We start from the raw sequence: 17,759 nt of genomic DNA on the forward strand, positions 1-17,759 counted from the left end.
GTGATGACGTCAGTCGTGCTTGAGTGACGTAACGCGTTCAACGACCTTTCGATTCGGCCGCATGTCGTCCTTGCTGAGACAGCCGAGGATCGAGCATACGCCGCAATGTGTCCTGACGGTCGACATAGTGGTGCTTGAAGGCCGCCAGTGCATGTCCCGCCGACAGAATGATCAGCACCACAGCGCTGTACCAGTGCACCACCCCAGCCCGTGACGCCTGCTCAGGCAAGTCACTGATCACCGCGGGAAGCGTGAACATGCCGAGCACCTCGATGCCCTTGCCATCCGCGGTAGAGATCAAGTACCCGCTGATCAGCACCGCCAACATCAGTACATAAAGCGCCAGATGCCCCCAGGAGGCCGCCCGACGTTCCAGCCGCGACCCGTGGGCGGCAGGCGTCGGCTGTGCCAGGCGCCAGGCTATCCTGCCCAGAATCACCAGCATGACCAGAACGCCGATGCCGCGGTGCCACCAAGGTGCCAGGTGATACCACTCACTGTAGTAGTCGAGTCCCGTCATCCACCAGCCCAGGGCGAACAGCCCGACGATGGCTACCGCACTGCTCCAGTGCAACACAATGGCGAGAAGCCCCCAGCCCCTTGGTGAATTGCGCCACATGACGGCGTCCTCTGATTCATCGATGAAATCGAGCTTAACTCATGTTGAGGCGCCAATCCGTGGAAAAATTCCGAATGATTGGTTCAATAAAACTGAGTCTGTCGTGGGGCTGAGCCCTCACGCTGCGTCGGCGTTATCGCTTGCGCAAAGATCGGACAGCTACACAGAAACGCTGCGAGCACCATCGGCTCTCCCCATGACTGTCAGACCAGGCCCCAGCTCCGACGTTGGAGCCAGAGATGGTAAGGACGGAGTGCCAGTAGGCGCGATGGGGTTCGTCTGGATAGAACGACGCTAGATAGAGTACGGCTGAACAAGGACGGCTGAACAAGGACGGCAGAGCCGTGAACACCGCTCAACGAATAGCATTGGAAAACACGGACGGTGACGCAGACAGGAAGGAAGCATCAGCGGTCCACGAGACGGAAGTGGATCTGCTCTTACGGGGGCCAGGCGACCCCCGCAAGAGCGAAAACGATCAGCGCAGCGCGTCCAGGCCGCGAGCCAGATCAGCCTTGATATCGTCAAGATGTTCGAGCCCGACCGCAATGCGAATCAGATTCTCGGAAATCCCGGCGATGGCTTTCTGCTCATCGGACAGCCGCCCATGCGTGGTGGTGGCCGGGTGAGTGATGGTGGTCTTGGCATCGCCAAGGTTGCCGGTGATCGATAGCATGCGGGTCGCATCGATCACTGACCAAGCCTGCTCGCGGCCCCCTTTCACCTCGACCCCAAGCACCGCGCCAAAGCCCTGCTGCTGCTCACGCGCGACCTCATGCTGGGGATGGCTTTCCAATCCACTGTAGTGCACGCGCTCCACTGCAGGGTGGGCTTCGAGCCACTGTGCCAGTGCCAGAGCAGAAGCTGCGTGGGCCTGCATGCGAAGACTCAAGGTCTCAAGGCCCTTGGTAAAGATCCAGGCGTTGAAGGGGCTAAGGCACGGCCCACAGGTCCTGACCACGCCAAAGACTTCCTCGAGCTCCTTGTCACGGCCCACCACAGCCCCACCAATCGCTCGCCCCTGACCGTCCAGATACTTGGTGGCAGAATGCACCACCAAGTCCGCACCTAGTGCGAGTGGACGCTGCAGCGCAGGGGTCAGGAAGCAGTTATCGATGGCCAGCAATGCATCGTGACGATGGGCCAGGTCTGCCAGTGCACGAATGTCCGCCACCTCGGAGAGAGGGTTTGACGGAGTCTCGGCAAACAGCAGGCGAGTCGCCGGCGTAATGGCCGCTTCCCAGGCAGACAGATCCGACAGCTCGACGTAGCGGGTCTTGATGCCGAACTTGCCCAGATACTTGTCGAACAGGCTGACCGTCGACCCGAACAAGGAGCGTGAGGCCACGATCTCATCGCCTGAGGACAGCAATGCCAGCGCCGTGGAAAGAATGGCTGCCATGCCAGAACTGGTCGCGACACAGCGCTCGCCGCCTTCCATCGCGGCCAGGCGGCGCTCGAAGGTGCGCACCGTAGGGTTGGTGAAGCGCGAGTAGATATTCCCCGGCTCCTCACCACCAAACTTGCGCGCCGCTTCGGCTGCACTGCCGTAGACAAAGCTCGAGGTGGTGAAAATCGGCTCACCATGCTCCTGCTCGTGGGTGCGATCGTGCCCTGAGCGAATCGCCAGGGTGTCGATGTTCCATGTATCCTGCGTCGAATCCTGCATCTTGCTCTCCCTGACTGACGGCCGACGACCCCGACACCGGGCCTGGTCAGGAATCGACCCGGCCCGCTGCGCTGGCTATCAGTCTATATCGTCCTGATTGTGCATGCCGACCAGTGCGTGATCTCCGGCACTTTGTTCCTGCTTGGCACCGTCATTACGCGACGCTTCCAACTCGGCCAGGTACGCCTCGTCGATGTCTCCGGTAATGTACTTGCCATCAAACACCGAGCAGTCGAACTCGTCCAGAGCAGGATTGACTTCACGGCAGGCTGCCTTGAGGTCCTCGAGATCCTGGTAGACGATGCGATCGGCACCGATCAGCTCGCCCACTTCGGCCTCGCTGCGCCCGTGGGCAATCAGCTCGTTGGCCGCCGGCATATCGATGCCGTACACGTTGGGATAACGCACGGGCGGTGCGGCAGAGGCAAAGTAGACCTTGTTGGCCCCGGCGTCGCGGGCCATCTGAATGATCTGCTTGCAGGTGGTCCCGCGGACGATGGAGTCATCGACCAGCAGTACGTTCTTGCCCTTGAACTCGACATCGATGGCATTGAGCTTCTGGCGCACGGACTTCTTGCGCTGGGTCTGCCCCGGCATGATGAAGGTACGACCGATATAGCGGTTCTTCATGAACCCTTCACGGTAGGTCACGCCCAGGTGCTGTGCCATCTCCAGCGCCGAGGTGCGGGAGGTGTCGGGAATCGGAATGACCACGTCGATATCGTGTTCTGGCCATTCGCTCTTGATGCGATCGGCCAGCTTACGGCCCATCTGCAGGCGCGTGCCATAGACGTAGGCACCGTCCAGCAGAGAGTCGGGGCGAGCCAGATACACATGCTCGAAGATACAAGGCGCCAGCACCGGACGGTCCGCACACAGCTGGGTGTGATAGTTGCCGTCCATGTCCACGAAGATGGCCTCGCCCGGCGCCAGGTCACGCTCAAGCTCAAAGCCACCCACGTCCAACGCAACAGACTCGGACGCAATCATGACTTCCTGGCCGTCACCCTGGTCACGGGTACCAAACACCACGGGACGAATACCCTGAGGATCACGGAACGCCACCAGGCCAACGCCGTTGATGACCGCCACCGCGGCATAACCACCGCGGCAACGCCGATGCACGCGACGCACCGCGTCAAAGATATCGCCAGGTTCCAGGTGCGGCCCCTGCTTGCCCAGCTCATGGGCGAACACGTTGAGCAGAACCTCGGAATCGGAGCTGGTGTTGATATGGCGCAGGTCCGACGAGAACAGCTCTTTCTTGAGCTGCTCGGAGTTGGTCAGATTACCGTTGTGAGCCAGCGCCAGCCCGTAAGGAGAGTTGACGTAGAACGGCTGGGACTCGGCCTCGCTGGAAGAACCGGCGGTAGGGTAACGGACATGGCCAATACCCAGATTGCCCTTGAGCCGCGCCATGTGGCGAGTGTGAAACACATCACGAACCAGACCATTGCTCTTGCGCAGCAGGAAACGGCCTTCGTTCCAGGTCATCATGCCCGCCGCGTCCTGACCGCGATGCTGTAGCACCGTCAGAGCGTCGTAGATTGCCTGGTTAACCGCCTGCTTGGCCATCAGGCCGACGATACCGCACATTCAACTTACCTCATTTGCCGTGAAACGCCGGCCGCAAGGCCAGCGCAAGAGTCGTCTGTCACTGCCGAAGTCAGAGCGCCGTAGCGTTTGCTCTGCTCGCATCGTCGATGGCAGGTCCTTCTGCCTCACCGCCCGAAGACGGCGAAGATGGTACCGGGGATTGTCCTTGAGAGTGCCCTTGAGACGGCGTCTGCATGTCTGGCTGCGGAAGCTCGCGCAGAGACTCGGGGAAATCCGGCAAGCGCCCGTCAAAGTCACTCAGCTGCCCCAGCCCCCAGTCACGCAATTGCTCGAAATGGGGGCGCACGCTGGCGTCTTGCCAGGCCTTCAATTGATCCAGCGGAGTAAATCCGATCAGCAGCGTCACCAGGGTCAGCACGGCTGTCGCCTTCACCCCGCCAAACACTGCGCCGGTGAGTCGGTTAAGAAACCCCGCCCCGACCCACTCCACCGCTGCCTGCACCATGCGGATCAGAATACCCCCGACCAGGATGGTAACGATGATGATCAACACGAAGGCGACGATCAGGCGGCCGTCCGGGCTCTCTATCCAATTGCCCAAGAGATCGGCAACGGGCTCGGAAAACATCCGCGCCGCCAACAGGGCCACGATCCAGCTCGCCAGGCCAAGCGCTTCCCTGACCAAGCCACGCACGAAGCCCGCGCCCACTGCCAAGGCCAGTGCCGCCACAAATACCCAGTCCACCCAGGTCGCAAGCATCAGCTATCCACCTTGACCAGCAAGCCCTGAAGGTTCTCACGAGACTTGAGCTCGCCCATGACCCCCTCGGCATCTTCCGAGGCCGCAAAAGGCCCCACGTAGACGGTTGTCAGCGAGTTGCTGCGGGCACGCGAGTAGGCAGGATAACCTTGATCGCGCAGCTTGTTCATCAGTCGATCAGCATTGGCGGACTCACCGAAACTGCCCACCTGAACGGCCCATTCACCGCCCTGCACCGCGGACGTGGCGGCGCGCCCCTCTCGCTGATCCGCCTGGCGCGCCAAGGCAGCGATGGGATCTTCGGCAGGTTCCTGACGCGGCGAGTCGGTAGAGGAAGACGAGGTGGAATCAGAGGACGAAGCGCCCTGGCCTGCCCCATTCTGGCGACCGGCGTCGGCGTTGGTGCCGGCTGTCACTTGCTCTGCGGGCCCCGCGTCAACCTGTGACTGGTTAGACGCATTGCCGCTGTTCTGCTGCTCACCCGATGAGGCCGACTCATTGGCCCCCAGCGTGCTGGGCGGCGTGGGGTCCGCCACGTCACGGCGCTCTACGTCCACTGGAGGGTCAATGGTCAGCACCGGCTCGGGCCGCTGCTGCTCTGACTCTGGCTCATCGAACAACAGGGGAATAAAGATGACACACAAGGCCACCACGATGATGATTCCGCTAACGCGCTCGCGCATTCCGTATTTCATGTCGCTCCCTCGCAGGCATTGCCGGTTCCGGTCTGTCGGTCGCTCTGACGCTCCCCCTGACATTCCCTCTGACGCTCCCACCTCGCCAGTATGGCAGCAACGGTGAAGAAGGAACCGGTGACCAGAACGTCATCCGCTTCGCCGAAGCGCGATTCAAGCCAGTCCGCCCCTGCGTCAGGAGTGTCAGCCTGGTGCATTACGACGCCCCCCAGCTGTTCAATGCGCGCGGCCAGGTCCTGGCTGGGGCGACCTCGCGCCCCCTCGAGAGTCACCGGGACCCAACCATCGACCACCGGCGCCAGCTCAGCCAGGACGCCATCGGCGTCCTTGTCCTCCAGCATACCGATCAGGCACCACAGGCGCCCGCTTGGCTCGTCACCCTCTAAGGCGTGTCGACGGCTGTGGAGACGAGTGGCCAGGTAGGCGGCGGCATGAGGGTTGTGGCCGACATCCAGACACCAGCGACCCTGCCACTGCATGCGCCCCGGTAGCGATACCTGGGCAAACGCGGTGCGGCAGGCCGATGCCTCCAGACTGCCCCGTGCCAGCCACAGCGCCTGGAGCGCACTAGCGGCATTATCCCGCGGCAAGCCCGGGTCGGGCAGACCTCCCACGCGAACCGTCGCGCCGTCCAACGCAGTGCCCTGCCAGGACCAGCTGGCATCGCTGTCCTGCTGGGTGACTGAACCAGAGGGCGACTGGGGAGCCGACAGATACGAGGCGTGCTGGAACGCCTGGCCAAGGGCGAAGACTGTCGCACCAATGCGGGCAGCATGCCCCGCCACGCTGTCGGGTAGAGCGGTACTACCGAGCACAGCGGGCTTGCCGGAACGCATGATCCCAGCCTTCTCGCGGCCAATCACGGTGATATCGTTGCCGAGAAACGCGGCATGGTCCTGGGCCACGGTGGTGACCACGGCCACATCCGGGTCAACCACATTGACGGCATCCAGCCGCCCTCCCAGACCCACCTCAAGAACGGCCAGCTGAGGCTTGGCTTGGGCGATGGTCCACAGCGCCGCCAGGGTTCCCACTTCAAAATAGGTGAGGCTGACCGGCGTTGGCGACAGCCGGGCCTGCTCGACCCGAGCAAACCCCTCCATCAACACCGCATCGCTGGCCTCACGCCCGTCGAGGCGCAGGCGCTCGTTGTACCGCACCAGATGCGGCGAGGTGTACGCCGCCGTCGTCATCCCGTGGGCCCGCCCCAAGGCTTCCAGCATGGCCACAGTGGACCCCTTGCCGTTGGTGCCGGCCACGGTGATCACCGCCTCGGCGATGGGCTCCGCGGTCAGCCCAAGCCTGCCGGCGACCGCGGCAACACGCTCGAGACCGAGGTCGATGCCCACAGGATGGGCAGCTTCCAGCCGAGCCAGCCAAGCGTCCAGAGTGGTGGGAAGGGCGTGCTCGTCCATGAATCAGCGCGGAGCGTCCTGGGGACGGTCAGCGTGGCTGTCCTCCGACGCAGACCCGACATCCTCATCGTCCACTGCACGCAGGGCCTCTGACTGTGGCGCGTCGGCCATGGCCAGGTTGCGCTCGGCTGCCTCGGCGGCATCCACCAGGTCGGGCGCATCCTCGTCCGGCAAGCCTGCCGCCGGTTGATGGGTCAGCTTGCGCAGTACTCCACCAATACGGGCCCGCATGTCATGGCGATGGATAATCATGTCGACGGTGCCGTGCTCGAGCAGAAACTCGCTGCGCTGGAAGCCTTCAGGCAGCTTTTCGCGCACGGTCTGTTCGATAACGCGGGGCCCGGCAAAGCCGATCAGCGCGTTAGGCTCGGCCACGTTCAGGTCGCCCAGCATGGCCAGGGAGGCAGACACGCCACCGAAGACCGGATCGGTCAGCACCGAAATGTAAGGCACACCCGCCTGCTTCAGGCGCTCCAGAGCGGCAGAGGTCTTGGCCATCTGCATCAACGAGAACAGCGCTTCCTGCATGCGCGCACCGCCGGAGGCAGAAAAACATACCAGCGGCTGGCCCTGTTCCAGGGCAATGGTCGCGGCACGCACGAACTTTTCACCCACCACGGCGCCCATGGACCCGCCCATGAAGGTGAACTCGAAGGCCACCGCCACCACCGGGATGCCATCCAACGAACCGCGCATGGCGATCAGGGCGTCATTTTCGCCGGTATCCTTCTGGGCCGCCGCCAGGCGGTCCTTGTACTTCTTGGAGTCACGAAACTTGAGACGATCTACCGGCTCCAGGTCAGCGGCAATCTCTTCGCGACCTTCCTTGTCGAGGAACCAGTCCAGGCGCTTGCGTGCCGTCAGGCGCAGATGATGGTCACACTTCGGGCACACATTGTGATGCTTTTCGAGTTCGGGCAAGTACAGTACCGACTCGCACTTGGGGCACTTGCGCCACAAGCCATCCGGCACGCTCGCCCGACGATCCTTGCGCTGAATGCGGCCCACCGAGGGCACAATCTTGTCTAGCCAGCTCATGTCAGAAGTCTTCCGTTGCAACGGCCGCCGGCCATGGCCGACGACAGGGTCGAATCTCTACCCTGGATGCCTGTCAGGCGTCCAGGGCATGGCGTATCTCTGTCATCACCGCCTTAATCTCGGCGATGGCGTCATGAGGAGCGTCACAGTGTTCAGCAATGCGCGATACCAGGGCGCTGCCGACGATCACACCATCGGCGACCTTGGCCACCTCTGCTGCAGAGGCCCCATCCCGAATGCCGAAGCCGACGCACAGCGGCAGATCGGTCAGCTGCCGCAGGGGCGCCAGATGCGCTGCTACGTCGTCAGCATTGAGTCGCGCCGAACCAGTCACTCCCTTGAGCGACACATAGTAGAGATACCCATGCGCGTGGGCGCATATTGTAGCGGCACGCTCAGGTGAAGTGGTAGGGGCGACGAGAAAGATTGGCGACAAATCCTCAGCTTCCAGCAGCGGGCCAAGCTCGTCTGCCTCTTCCGGAGGCATGTCGACCACCAACACGCCATCGACACCGGCGGCACGTGCCTCCCGTGCGAAGCGCTCGATCCCGAGGCGCTCGATAGGATTGAGATACCCCATCAATACCACCGGCGTCTCCTGGTCACGCTGGCGGAAGGTAGCGACCATCTCCAGCAGGTCCACCAGGCGGGTACCATGCTTCAACGCCCGCTCACAGGCCTTCTGAATCACCGGACCATCGGCCATGGGGTCGCTGAATGGGACGCCGAGCTCAATGACATCGGCACCCGACTCCACCAGTGCGTGCATATAGTCCACGGTCACGCCAGGCACCGGGTCGCCCCCGGTAATATAGGGCACCAGCGCCTTGCGGCCCTGCTCGGCGAGAGAACGAAACCGCTGTTCGATTCGAGACATGGGATCCCCTTGTGCTTCCTTAAAGGTCGATACCGTCGATCTTGGCGACAGTGAGGATATCCTTGTCACCGCGTCCGGACAGGTTGACCACAATATTCTGGTCGGGTGACATGGTCGGCGCCAACACCTTGGCATGGGCCAGGGCGTGGGCCGACTCAAGCGCTGGCATGATGCCTTCCACATGGGTCAGTTCACGAAAGGCCTCGAGCACCGCGTCGTCATTGGCGGCTACATAGTTGACCCTGCCCACGTCCTTCCACAGTGCGTGCTCGGGACCGACACCGGGGTAATCCAGCCCTGCCGAAATCGAATGCGTGTCGCTGACCTGGCCTCCTTCATCGGACATCAGGTAGGTACGATTACCGTGGAGTACGCCGCGAGGTGCGCCGGATGCCAGGGGCGCCGCATGACGGCCGCTGTCCAGGCCATCGCCACCCGCCTCGACGCCGTACATCTGCACGCCATCATCCTCGACGAAGGGATAAAACAGGCCCATCGCATTGGAGCCACCGCCTACACAGGCCACCAGGGCGTCGGGCAGACGGCCAAATTCGTCCAGCGACTGCTGCCTGGCTTCCCGTCCGACCACGGCGTTGAAGTCGCGCACCAGCTGCGGATAAGGGTGAGGGCCTGCCACGGTGCCGATGATGTAGAAGGTATCGTCGACGTTGGTGACCCAGTCTCTCAACGCTTCGTTCATGGCGTCCTTGAGCGTGCGCGTGCCCGACGTCACCGGGATCACGTTGGCCCCCAGCAGACGCATGCGATAAACGTTGAGCTTTTGCCGCTCCGTATCAGCCTCACCCATATAGACATCACAGCGCAGCCCAAGCCGCGCCGCCACGGTAGCGGTCGCCACGCCATGCTGGCCTGCCCCGGTCTCGGCAATCACCCTTGGCTTGCCGCTCTTCTTGGCCAGCAGCGCCTGGCCGATGGTGTTGTTCACCTTATGGGCGCCGGTATGGTTCAAGTCTTCGCGCTTCAACCAGATCTGTGCGCCACCCAGTTGCTGCGACCAGCGACGGGCGTGATACAGCGGCGACGGCCGCCCCACGTAGTGGGCGAGGTCATGATCGAATTCAGCCTGAAAATCAGGGTCGTTCTTGAGGCTCTGATAGGTGCGGTCCAGCTCATCCAGGGCGAAGCTCAAGGTCTCGGATACGAAACGCCCGCCGTAGGCCCCGTAATGGCCCCTGGCATCTGGCCAGCGGGACAGCTCACTGAACTTGCTCATGTCGGACTCCTTCAGAGTTGTCTATTGGGCTCTGCGTCATTGGCATGTAACAACGCCCCCGCACCTTCGGCGACGACTGTTGCCCCAAGCAAGCGCCCGTCTTGAGCGCCCTTCCTAGACGCTTGTCTGGTTCGCGACCCTGTCGCCCAATGCCACCGCATTGACGAAGGCACGCATCCGCCCAGCATCCTTGATCGCGGCAGCACTTTCGATGCCCCCCGACACATCCACCGCATGGGGCCTCACCTGGCGGATCGCCTGGCTGACGTTGTCGTCGGACAAACCGCCCGCGAGGATAACAGCTTTACCCAGCCCTGGTGGAATTCGGCTCCAGTCGAAAGTATCACCGGTACCACCTGGCACACCTGGGCGGTAGGCATCGAGCAGCAGCCCCCGCGCGCTGTCGTAGCAGCGTGCGGCGGCGTGTACATCCAGCCCGTCGCGCATTCTCAGGGCCTTGATATAGGCACGATCATAGCGCTCGCACTCGGCGGCGGACTCATCACCGTGAAATTGCAGCAGGTCCAGCCATGGCAGGGCCCGACTCACCTCTTCCGGGGCGGCATCGACAAACAGCCCCACCCGCGTAATGAACGCCGGCACCCGAGCCGTCAAGCGCGCCAGCTGATCCACGTCGACGGCCCGCTTGCTGCCCGCCCACAGTACGAAACCGATGGCATCAGCACCCAACGCCACGGCGGCGTCGACGTCCTGTTCCCGGGTGAGGCCGCAGAACTTGACCCGAGTACGCTGCATTGGTGCTGTCATGACCTTTCCTCAGACGTCTTGGACGGCGCTCCATCCAGCTCCTCGGCGCGAACGGCTCGGCGTGTCTCGGCAATCGGGCGGCCACGTCGAAACTCGACCATCGGACAGTCCGGCAAGGGACGCTCACCGGTCCACTCACCCAGGAAGGCCAGTAGGTTGGGCCCCAGAGGCTCCGCCGGCAGCTGCCACTGCTCATCATACAGGGTGTCGACAAAGTGCAAGCCGCAGCCGGGGGCGGTGACGTCGCTCTTCTGGCGATCGCGCAACGCCAACAGCCGCTGAATATAATCGGTGCCCTGCTCGCCACGTCCAACGGTGACCAGCGCGCCAACGATGTTACGGACCATGTGATGCAGGAACGCATTGGCCTGCAGGTCGACCACCACCAGCGGGCCATGCCGATGGACTTCTATGAAGTGCAAGTGCCGCCAGGGCGTCTTGGATTGGCAGCCTGCCGCGCGAAAGCTTGAGAAGTCATGCTCGCCCACCAGAGCCTGGGCAGCCACGTGCATGGCGTCCGCATTCAGAGGGTCACGGCACCAGGTGGCATTGGCACGCTCCAGCACCGGCCGACTGGGCTGATTCAAGATCACGTAACGGTAGCGACGGGCCAGGGCCTTGAACCGGGAGTGAAACTCATCCGGCACCTGACGAATCCAGCGGATGGCGATATCGCGAGGAAGGTTGGCGTTACCGCCAAACACCCAGGCCTTTTCCGAACGCTGCACAGGCGGATCAAAGTGGGCGATCTGCCGCGTGGCATGCACGCCAGAATCAGTGCGGCCGCTGCAGTGCAAGGTGATCGGTGCGCCCGCCACCTTGGCCAGCGCCGCCTCTACTGCGCCCTGAACAGAGGGCGCGTGCTTGAGCCGCTGCCAGCCACAGTAATGGGTTCCATCGTACTCAACGCTGAGCGCGAGCCGACCCTCCATGGGAGTACGTTCGTCAAGGTGATGAAAGAAGGACATACGACCTGCAAGCCGAAGAAAGCGGTGGCCACGCAGGAATCTGCGCGAATGAGAGGTGCATTATCCCTTAACCGCTCGGTGACGACCAGCCTTGCCACAGGCAGGCGCTGCGACCAGCGCATCTTGCTCGAGGAGCGTCCGCCTGGTCGACCAACCAGGGCACTCCAGACCGTGACGATGCAGCCGAGAAACGACATCGGGGCACCCTGAGGTGCCCCGATACATTTCACTACCTTATCCACTGCCTTGACGCCAGTCTTAGCGTTCGCGCAGCACCTTGAGCATCCGCTTGAGCGGCTCGGCGGCCCCCCACAGCAGCTGGTCACCCACGCTGAAGGCGCTGAGATACTCGCCGCCCATGTTCAGCTTGCGCAGACGACCCACCGGGATGTTCAACGTGCCGGTTGCCGCGGTCGGCGTCAGCCCGTCGATGGTGGCGTCCTTGTCATTGGGAATGACGCTGACCCACTCGTTGTGCGCGGCAATGCGCTCTTCGATCTCATCCAGCGGTACATCCTGGCGCAGCTTGATGGTGAACGCCTGACTGTGGGAGCGCATGGCACCGATACGGACGCACAGGCCATCGATCGGCACCGGCGCGTCCTGGCGACCGAGAATCTTGTTGGTCTCGACGAAGCCCTTCCACTCCTCGCGGCTCTGACCGTTGTCGAGCTTGGAGTCGATCCACGGCAACAGGCTACCGGCCAGCGGTGCGCCAAAGTTGTCCGTCGGAATCTCGCCGGAGCGCATGGCCGCGGTGACCTTGCGATCGATATCCAGAATCGCGCTGGCGGGATCGGCCAGCTCGCTGGCCACGCTGTCACGCAATCCGCCCATCTGGTTGAGCAGCTCGCGCATGTGCTTGGCACCGGAGCCTGACGCCGCCTGATAGGTCATGGACGTCATCCATTCGATCATATCGGCTTCGAACAGACCGCCAAGGCCCATCAGCATCAAGCTGACGGTGCAGTTACCGCCGACAAAGGTCTTCGCGCCAGCATCAAGCTGAGCGTCAATCACCTTGCGGTTGACCGGATCAAGCACGATGGTGGCATCATCGCTCATGCGCAGGGTGCTGGCAGCGTCAATCCAGTAGCCCTTCCAGCCACCGCCACGCAGGTCCTCATAGACCTTCTTGGTGTAGTCACCGCCCTGACAGGTGATGATCACGTCCAGCGCCTTCAACGCCTCGATATCGAAGGCGTCTTTCAGCGGAGGCACGTCCACACCTACGTCGGGGCCGGCCTGACCAACCTGAGAGGTGGTGAAGAACACCGGCTCGATGCCGTTGAAATCCCCATCTTCCACCATCCGCTGCATGAGCACGGAACCCACCATGCCACGCCAACCGACGAAACCGACTTTCAACATGTGAAGTCCTCTAGAAATCGAGTGAGACAATCATTATACAGAAACCGGCAGCACCTTTCAGATGCTGCCGGTAGGCTTTCCGCTTCACCTTCGCGAGACGCCGATGGCCCCTCGCTTAGCGTTGTTTCCGCTCTCGCTCAGTCCAGTGCGGCGAGCACCGCGTCACCCATCTCGGCGGTGCTGACCTGGCGGGTGCCCGGATAGGCGATATCCGCCGTGCGAAGCCCCTGATCCAGCACCTTGCCCACCGCCGCCTCGATGCGCTCAGCCATGGCTGGCTCATTAAGAGAGTAGCGCAACATCATCGCCACCGACAGAATCGTGGCCAGCGGGTTGGCGATGCCCTTGCCGGCGATATCCGGGGCACTACCGTGACAAGGCTCATACATGCCCTGACCGGATTCATTGAGAGACGCTGAAGGCAGCATGCCGATGGATCCCGTCAGCATGGCGGCGGCGTCCGACAGAATATCGCCGAACATGTTGCCGGTTACCACCACATCAAACTGCTTGGGCGCACGCACCAGCTGCATGGCCGCGTTGTCCACGTACATGTGGGACAGCTCGACATCGGGATACTCTGGTGCCAGACGCTCCATGACCTCACGCCACAGAATAGTGACTTCCAGCACGTTGGCCTTATCCACGCTGCACAGTTTCTTGCCGCGCTTCTGCGCCATCTCGAACGCGACACGGCCGATGCGCTCGATCTCGCTTTCGCTGTACACATAGGTATTGAAACCAACCCGCTCACCGCCACGTTCTTCGACACCACGGGGCTGACCGAAGTAGATCCCGCCCGTCAGTTCACGCACGATCATGATGTCGAGCCCGGACACGACGTCGGGCTTGAGTGTTGAGGCTTCTGCCAGCTGCGGATACAGGATCGCGGGGCGCAGGTTGCCGAACAGGCCCAGCTCCTTGCGCAGGCCCAAGAGCCCCTTCTCCGGGCGCTTGCTGAGGTCCTCGATGGTATCCCACTGAGGGCCTCCCACCGCCCCCAGCAGAATGGCGTCGGCCTGTCGCGCCTTGGACAGCGTCTCGTCAGGCAGCGGCACCCCATGCACATCATAGGCACCACCACCCACCAGCCCCTGCTCGACCTCGACGTCCAGCCCTTTCGCCTTCAGGGCGTCCAGCACGCGAGTGGCCTGGGCGGTAATTTCCGGTCCGATGCCATCACCGGGAAGGACAAGAATCTTGCGGGTCATAACCATGTATTCCTGAGACAGTGCAAACAGTCACCCGGCCTGCTCCAGGCCGGGCGGTAAATCGCCTAGGCCTTGGCGGGCTCGCGGAACAGCCACGGACGAGCGGCCCGATGGCGAGACTCAAAGGCCGCGATGGCGTCTTCATCCTGGAGGGTGATGCCAATGTCATCCAGCCCTTCAAGCAGACAGTGCTTACGGAACGCATCTACCTCGAACTCGAGAATCTCGCCACTGGGTGTCGTCACCCGCTGGTGCTCAAGATCCACATCGAGGCAGTACCCCTCGTTGGCGTGCACTTCAGCAAACAGACGATCCACCTGATCTTCACTCAACGTGATCAACAGGATGCCGTTCTTGAAGGCATTGTTGTAGAAGATATCGGCAAAGCTCGGCGCGATGACAACGCGGAAGCCGAAGTCCTCCAGCGCCCAGGGCGCATGCTCGCGCGAACTCCCGCAACCAAAGTTACGGCGCGCAAGCAACACCTTGGCCCCCTGGTAGCGCGGCTGATTGAGCACGAAGTCCGGATTCAAGGGACGCTGACTGACGTCCTGACCCGGCTGCCCTTCGTCCAGGTAGCGCAGTTCGTCAAACAGGTTGACGCCAAAGCCGGTGCGCTTGATCGACTTGAGAAACTGCTTGGGAATAATCAGGTCGGTGTCGACATTGGCGCGATCCATTGGCGCCACCAGACCTTCGAGGCGTTCGAACTTTTGCATGGCTCAGGCCTCCTGGCGAGCGGTAGTGGAATCAAAGCTGCGCACGTCGACAAAGTGTCCGGCGATCGCAGCGGCGGCGGCCATGGCCGGGCTCACCAGGTGGGTGCGACCGCCATACCCTTGGCGACCTTCGAAGTTACGGTTGGAGGTGGAGGCACAATGCTCTCCCGCACCCAGCTTGTCGGCATTCATCGCCAGGCACATGGAACAGCCGGGCTCGCGCCACTCAAAGCCCGCCTCGATAAATACCTTGTCGAGACCTTCCTGTTCGGCCTGACGCTTCACCAGACCGGAGCCGGGCACGACCATGGCCAGCTGAACGCTGTCCGCTACCTTGCGGCCACGGGCCACCTTGGCCGCTTCGCGCAAGTCCTCGATGCGCGAGTTGGTGCAGGAGCCGATGAACACCTTGTCGAGCCGGATATCGGTAATCTTCTGACGCGGCGCAAGGCCCATGTATTCCAGCGCACGGGTGATGCCGGTGCGTGCGGTGTCGTCTGCCGCCTGAGCGGGATCCGGCACCTCGCCACTGACTCCGGTCACCATTTCCGGGCTGGTACCCCAGCTGACCTGAGGCTCGATACTCTCGGCGGCGATGGTCACTACCTTGTCGAAGGCGGCATCGGCATCAGACACCAGCTGGCGCCAGTCAGCCACCGCTGCCTCCCACTGCTCGGCGGTAGGTGCGAAGGGACGTCCGGCGAGATAGTCGATGGTGGTATCGTCGACGGCAATCAGCCCAACCCGCGCTCCTGCCTCGATGGCCATGTTGCAGACTGTCATGCGCCCTTCCATGGTCAGGCTCTGGATCGCACTACCCGCAAACTCGATCGCATACCCGGTACCGCCAGCGGTGCCGATCTCGCCGATGATGGCAAGCACCACGTCCTTGGCGGTGACGCCCTGACCCAAGGTGCCCTCGACACGCACCTGCATGTTCTTCATCTTCTGCGCCAGCAGACACTGGGTCGCCAGCACGTGCTCGACCTCAGAGGTGCCGATCCCGTGGGCGAGCGCGGCAAAGGCGCCATGGGTGGCCGTGTGAGAGTCACCACACACCACGGTCATGCCGGGCAGGGTTGCACCCTGCTCAGGGCCGACCACGTGCACGATGCCTTGACGCGGATCATTGATGCGGAATTCCTCGATGCCAAACGCATCGCAGTTGTCATCCAGCGTCTGGACCTGGATCAACGACACTGGATCCTTGATCCCGGTATTGCCCTCGGCCCGTTCTTTTACGGTCGTTGGCACGTTGTGATCGGGGGTTGCCAGGTTGGCATCCAGGCGCCAGGGCTGGCGACCGGCGATCCTGAGCCCCTCGAACGCCTGGGGCGAGGTCACCTCGTGGAGCAGCTGCCGATCAATGTAGATCAGCGCCGTGCCGTCGTCGCGCTCTTTCACCAAGTGCTGCTGCCACAACTTGTCGTAAAGCGTCTGGCCTGCCATGCGGAATCTCCTGCCTCAAGTCCTGCCTCGAGCGTTTGCGTCAAGGTCTGTCTAAGCGTTGCGGAGGCTTGCCACGGACCGCCATGTCGGCTGTCTCGGTATCCGTGTGTCATGCCTCTCTGCGTGCTGCCACGGTGTAAGGGTATCGCTGATCTTTTCAGTGCCACTGCCCAGTGGCTTGTGCTGTGACCGGGTCGGGTCATCGCCACCAGGTGCCCTGCCGGGTCATGCTGCCGGGTCATTCTACCGGGTCATTCTGCTGGGCTAGCCGGGCACGTCGCGCTGGCGATAGAACGAGTCTCGCGCCACTCGCCAATAAAATCAATTCATGTTATTTATTCAAACGATTCCTGTATGGAATACATCTTTTTCTGGAGCCCGTCATGGATACGCAAAGTCTGCAGGCGTTCCTGGCGGTGGCGGACAGCGGCAGCTTCTCTCGCGCCGCGGAACAGCTGCATCTGACGCAGCCGGCTGTCAGCAAGCGCATCGCCACCCTGGAAACCCTGACCCGTGCGCGCCTGTTCGACCGTATCGGCAGGCGCGTCAGCCTGACCGAAGCGGGACGCCTGCTATTGCCCAGGGCGCGCCAGATCCTGGTCATGGTCGACGACAGTCGCCGGGCGCTTGGCAATCTAACCGGCGATGTCTCGGGCGCCCTGATTCTAGCGACCAGCCATCACATTGGCCTTCACCGCTTGCCGCCTATTCTGGAGGACTACGTCAGGCGTTTTCCCAAGGTGCGGCTGGACCTGCGCTTTCTGGACTCGGAGCAGGCCTATCAGGGCGTGCTGGACGGCGACATCGAGGTCGCACTGGTCACGCTGTCTGCCGCGCCAGACAGCCAGCTGCATGCTCGCCAACTGTGGACGGACGAGCTGAGCTTTGTCGCGTCTCCTGAACATCCGCTGTCTCGAGAGCACCCGCTGGACCTGGCGTCCCTGGCACGCCACGACGCACTTCTGCCGGGCCCGCTGACCTTCACCCGGCAGCTGATCCTCGAGCGGCTGGCCGCCCATGGCCTGGTGCCTACCGTAGGACAGTCGACCAACTATCTGGAAACGCTGAAAATGATGGCTACCGCTGGGCTAGGCTGGACCCTCTTGCCGGACTCCATGGTCAGGCGCGAGATTGTCGATGGACGGCTCGTTAGACTGATGCCAGACGCCCAGCCTATCCATCGTCCCCTCGGCTACCTGACCCACCGGGACCGGACGCTCTCCAATGCGGCCCGCTCACTGCTGGAGCTGTTCGACACGCATGCAGAAACGCCTGCTGCCGCTGCCGATTGACACCTGGTCGTCGTAAGGTGCCTCGCTTCATGACAGCGCACCTTGCCAACAGACCTAACTCGCCAGCAGACCGAACTCGTCACTCGACCCACTTCGTCACTCGACCCAACAGGACCA

Annotated in this window: 16 protein-coding genes; 1 reads left to right on the forward strand and 15 read right to left on the reverse strand. The window is 62.5% G+C overall.

The window, feature by feature from the left end; genetic code table 11:
• Nucleotides 1–37: 37 nt before the first annotated feature.
• The 15 genes from KUV86_RS18345 to leuC form a co-directional block, all read right to left on the reverse strand.
• Entirely contained in the window at nucleotides 38–619 is a 582-nt protein-coding gene (locus KUV86_RS18345; protein ID WP_222486078.1) for a cytochrome b, read from the reverse strand.
• A 478-nt stretch (nucleotides 620–1,097) separates the two neighbouring features.
• Nucleotides 1,098–2,288, reverse strand: a complete 1,191-nt coding sequence (locus tag KUV86_RS18350) for an O-succinylhomoserine sulfhydrylase (RefSeq protein ID WP_206943211.1) — start codon at nucleotides 2,286–2,288, stop codon at nucleotides 1,098–1,100.
• 78 nt (nucleotides 2,289–2,366) lie between these two features.
• Nucleotides 2,367–3,884, reverse strand: a complete 1,518-nt coding sequence (purF, locus tag KUV86_RS18355; RefSeq protein WP_206943213.1) for an amidophosphoribosyltransferase — start codon at nucleotides 3,882–3,884, stop codon at nucleotides 2,367–2,369.
• 70 nt (nucleotides 3,885–3,954) lie between these two features.
• Nucleotides 3,955–4,605: a CvpA family protein gene (locus tag KUV86_RS18360; protein WP_206943215.1), complete on the reverse strand. Its 651-nt coding sequence runs from the start codon at nucleotides 4,603–4,605 to the stop codon at nucleotides 3,955–3,957.
• Nucleotides 4,605–5,300 (reverse strand): SPOR domain-containing protein, encoded by a 696-nt coding sequence (locus tag KUV86_RS18365; protein WP_222486080.1) that lies wholly within the window; start codon nucleotides 5,298–5,300, stop codon nucleotides 4,605–4,607. The genes KUV86_RS18360 and KUV86_RS18365 overlap by 1 nt, the downstream gene beginning before the upstream one ends.
• A complete protein-coding gene (locus KUV86_RS18370) occupies nucleotides 5,297–6,715 on the reverse strand; it encodes a bifunctional folylpolyglutamate synthase/dihydrofolate synthase (protein WP_206943219.1) in 1,419 nt (472 codons plus the stop codon). Before KUV86_RS18370 ends, KUV86_RS18365 begins: the two co-directional genes overlap by 4 nt.
• 3 nt (nucleotides 6,716–6,718) lie before the next feature.
• On the reverse strand, nucleotides 6,719–7,753 hold the full coding sequence (accD, locus tag KUV86_RS18375; RefSeq protein ID WP_206943221.1) for an acetyl-CoA carboxylase, carboxyltransferase subunit beta: 1,035 nt from the start codon (nucleotides 7,751–7,753) through the stop codon (nucleotides 6,719–6,721).
• A gap of 73 nt (nucleotides 7,754–7,826) precedes the next feature.
• Complete coding sequence (gene trpA / locus KUV86_RS18380; protein WP_206943223.1) at nucleotides 7,827–8,630, reverse strand: tryptophan synthase subunit alpha; 804 nt, start codon at nucleotides 8,628–8,630, stop codon at nucleotides 7,827–7,829.
• 19 nt (nucleotides 8,631–8,649) lie between these two features.
• On the reverse strand, nucleotides 8,650–9,864 hold the full coding sequence (gene trpB, locus KUV86_RS18385) for a tryptophan synthase subunit beta (protein WP_206943225.1): 1,215 nt from the start codon (nucleotides 9,862–9,864) through the stop codon (nucleotides 8,650–8,652).
• Between the two features lie 114 nt (nucleotides 9,865–9,978).
• Nucleotides 9,979–10,632: a phosphoribosylanthranilate isomerase gene (locus tag KUV86_RS18390; RefSeq protein ID WP_222486082.1), complete on the reverse strand. Its 654-nt coding sequence runs from the start codon at nucleotides 10,630–10,632 to the stop codon at nucleotides 9,979–9,981.
• On the reverse strand, nucleotides 10,629–11,600 hold the full coding sequence (gene truA, locus KUV86_RS18395; protein WP_206943229.1) for a tRNA pseudouridine(38-40) synthase TruA: 972 nt from the start codon (nucleotides 11,598–11,600) through the stop codon (nucleotides 10,629–10,631). Before truA ends, KUV86_RS18390 begins: the two co-directional genes overlap by 4 nt.
• 258 nt (nucleotides 11,601–11,858) lie before the next feature.
• Nucleotides 11,859–12,971: an aspartate-semialdehyde dehydrogenase gene (gene asd / locus KUV86_RS18400; protein WP_222238620.1), complete on the reverse strand. Its 1,113-nt coding sequence runs from the start codon at nucleotides 12,969–12,971 to the stop codon at nucleotides 11,859–11,861.
• Between the two features lie 137 nt (nucleotides 12,972–13,108).
• Nucleotides 13,109–14,182 (reverse strand): 3-isopropylmalate dehydrogenase, encoded by a 1,074-nt coding sequence (leuB, locus tag KUV86_RS18405; RefSeq protein ID WP_206943232.1) that lies wholly within the window; start codon nucleotides 14,180–14,182, stop codon nucleotides 13,109–13,111.
• A gap of 65 nt (nucleotides 14,183–14,247) precedes the next feature.
• Complete coding sequence (gene leuD / locus KUV86_RS18410) at nucleotides 14,248–14,901, reverse strand: 3-isopropylmalate dehydratase small subunit (protein ID WP_222163427.1); 654 nt, start codon at nucleotides 14,899–14,901, stop codon at nucleotides 14,248–14,250.
• A 3-nt stretch (nucleotides 14,902–14,904) separates the two neighbouring features.
• Nucleotides 14,905–16,350 carry a 3-isopropylmalate dehydratase large subunit gene (gene leuC / locus KUV86_RS18415; RefSeq protein WP_206943236.1) on the reverse strand — a complete coding sequence of 482 codons (1,446 nt, stop codon included), beginning with the start codon at nucleotides 16,348–16,350 and terminating at the stop codon, nucleotides 14,905–14,907.
• 383 nt (nucleotides 16,351–16,733) lie between these two features.
• On the opposite strand from leuC, the gene KUV86_RS18420 reads away from it, so the two are divergent.
• Nucleotides 16,734–17,642 carry a LysR family transcriptional regulator gene (locus KUV86_RS18420; protein WP_206943238.1) on the forward strand — a complete coding sequence of 303 codons (909 nt, stop codon included), beginning with the start codon at nucleotides 16,734–16,736 and terminating at the stop codon, nucleotides 17,640–17,642.
• Nucleotides 17,643–17,759: the final 117 nt, after the last annotated feature.

The sequence above is a fragment of the Halomonas sp. DP8Y7-3 genome (assembly GCF_019801675.1).
GTDB classification, from domain to species: Bacteria; Pseudomonadota; Gammaproteobacteria; order Pseudomonadales; family Halomonadaceae; genus Halomonas; species Halomonas litopenaei_A.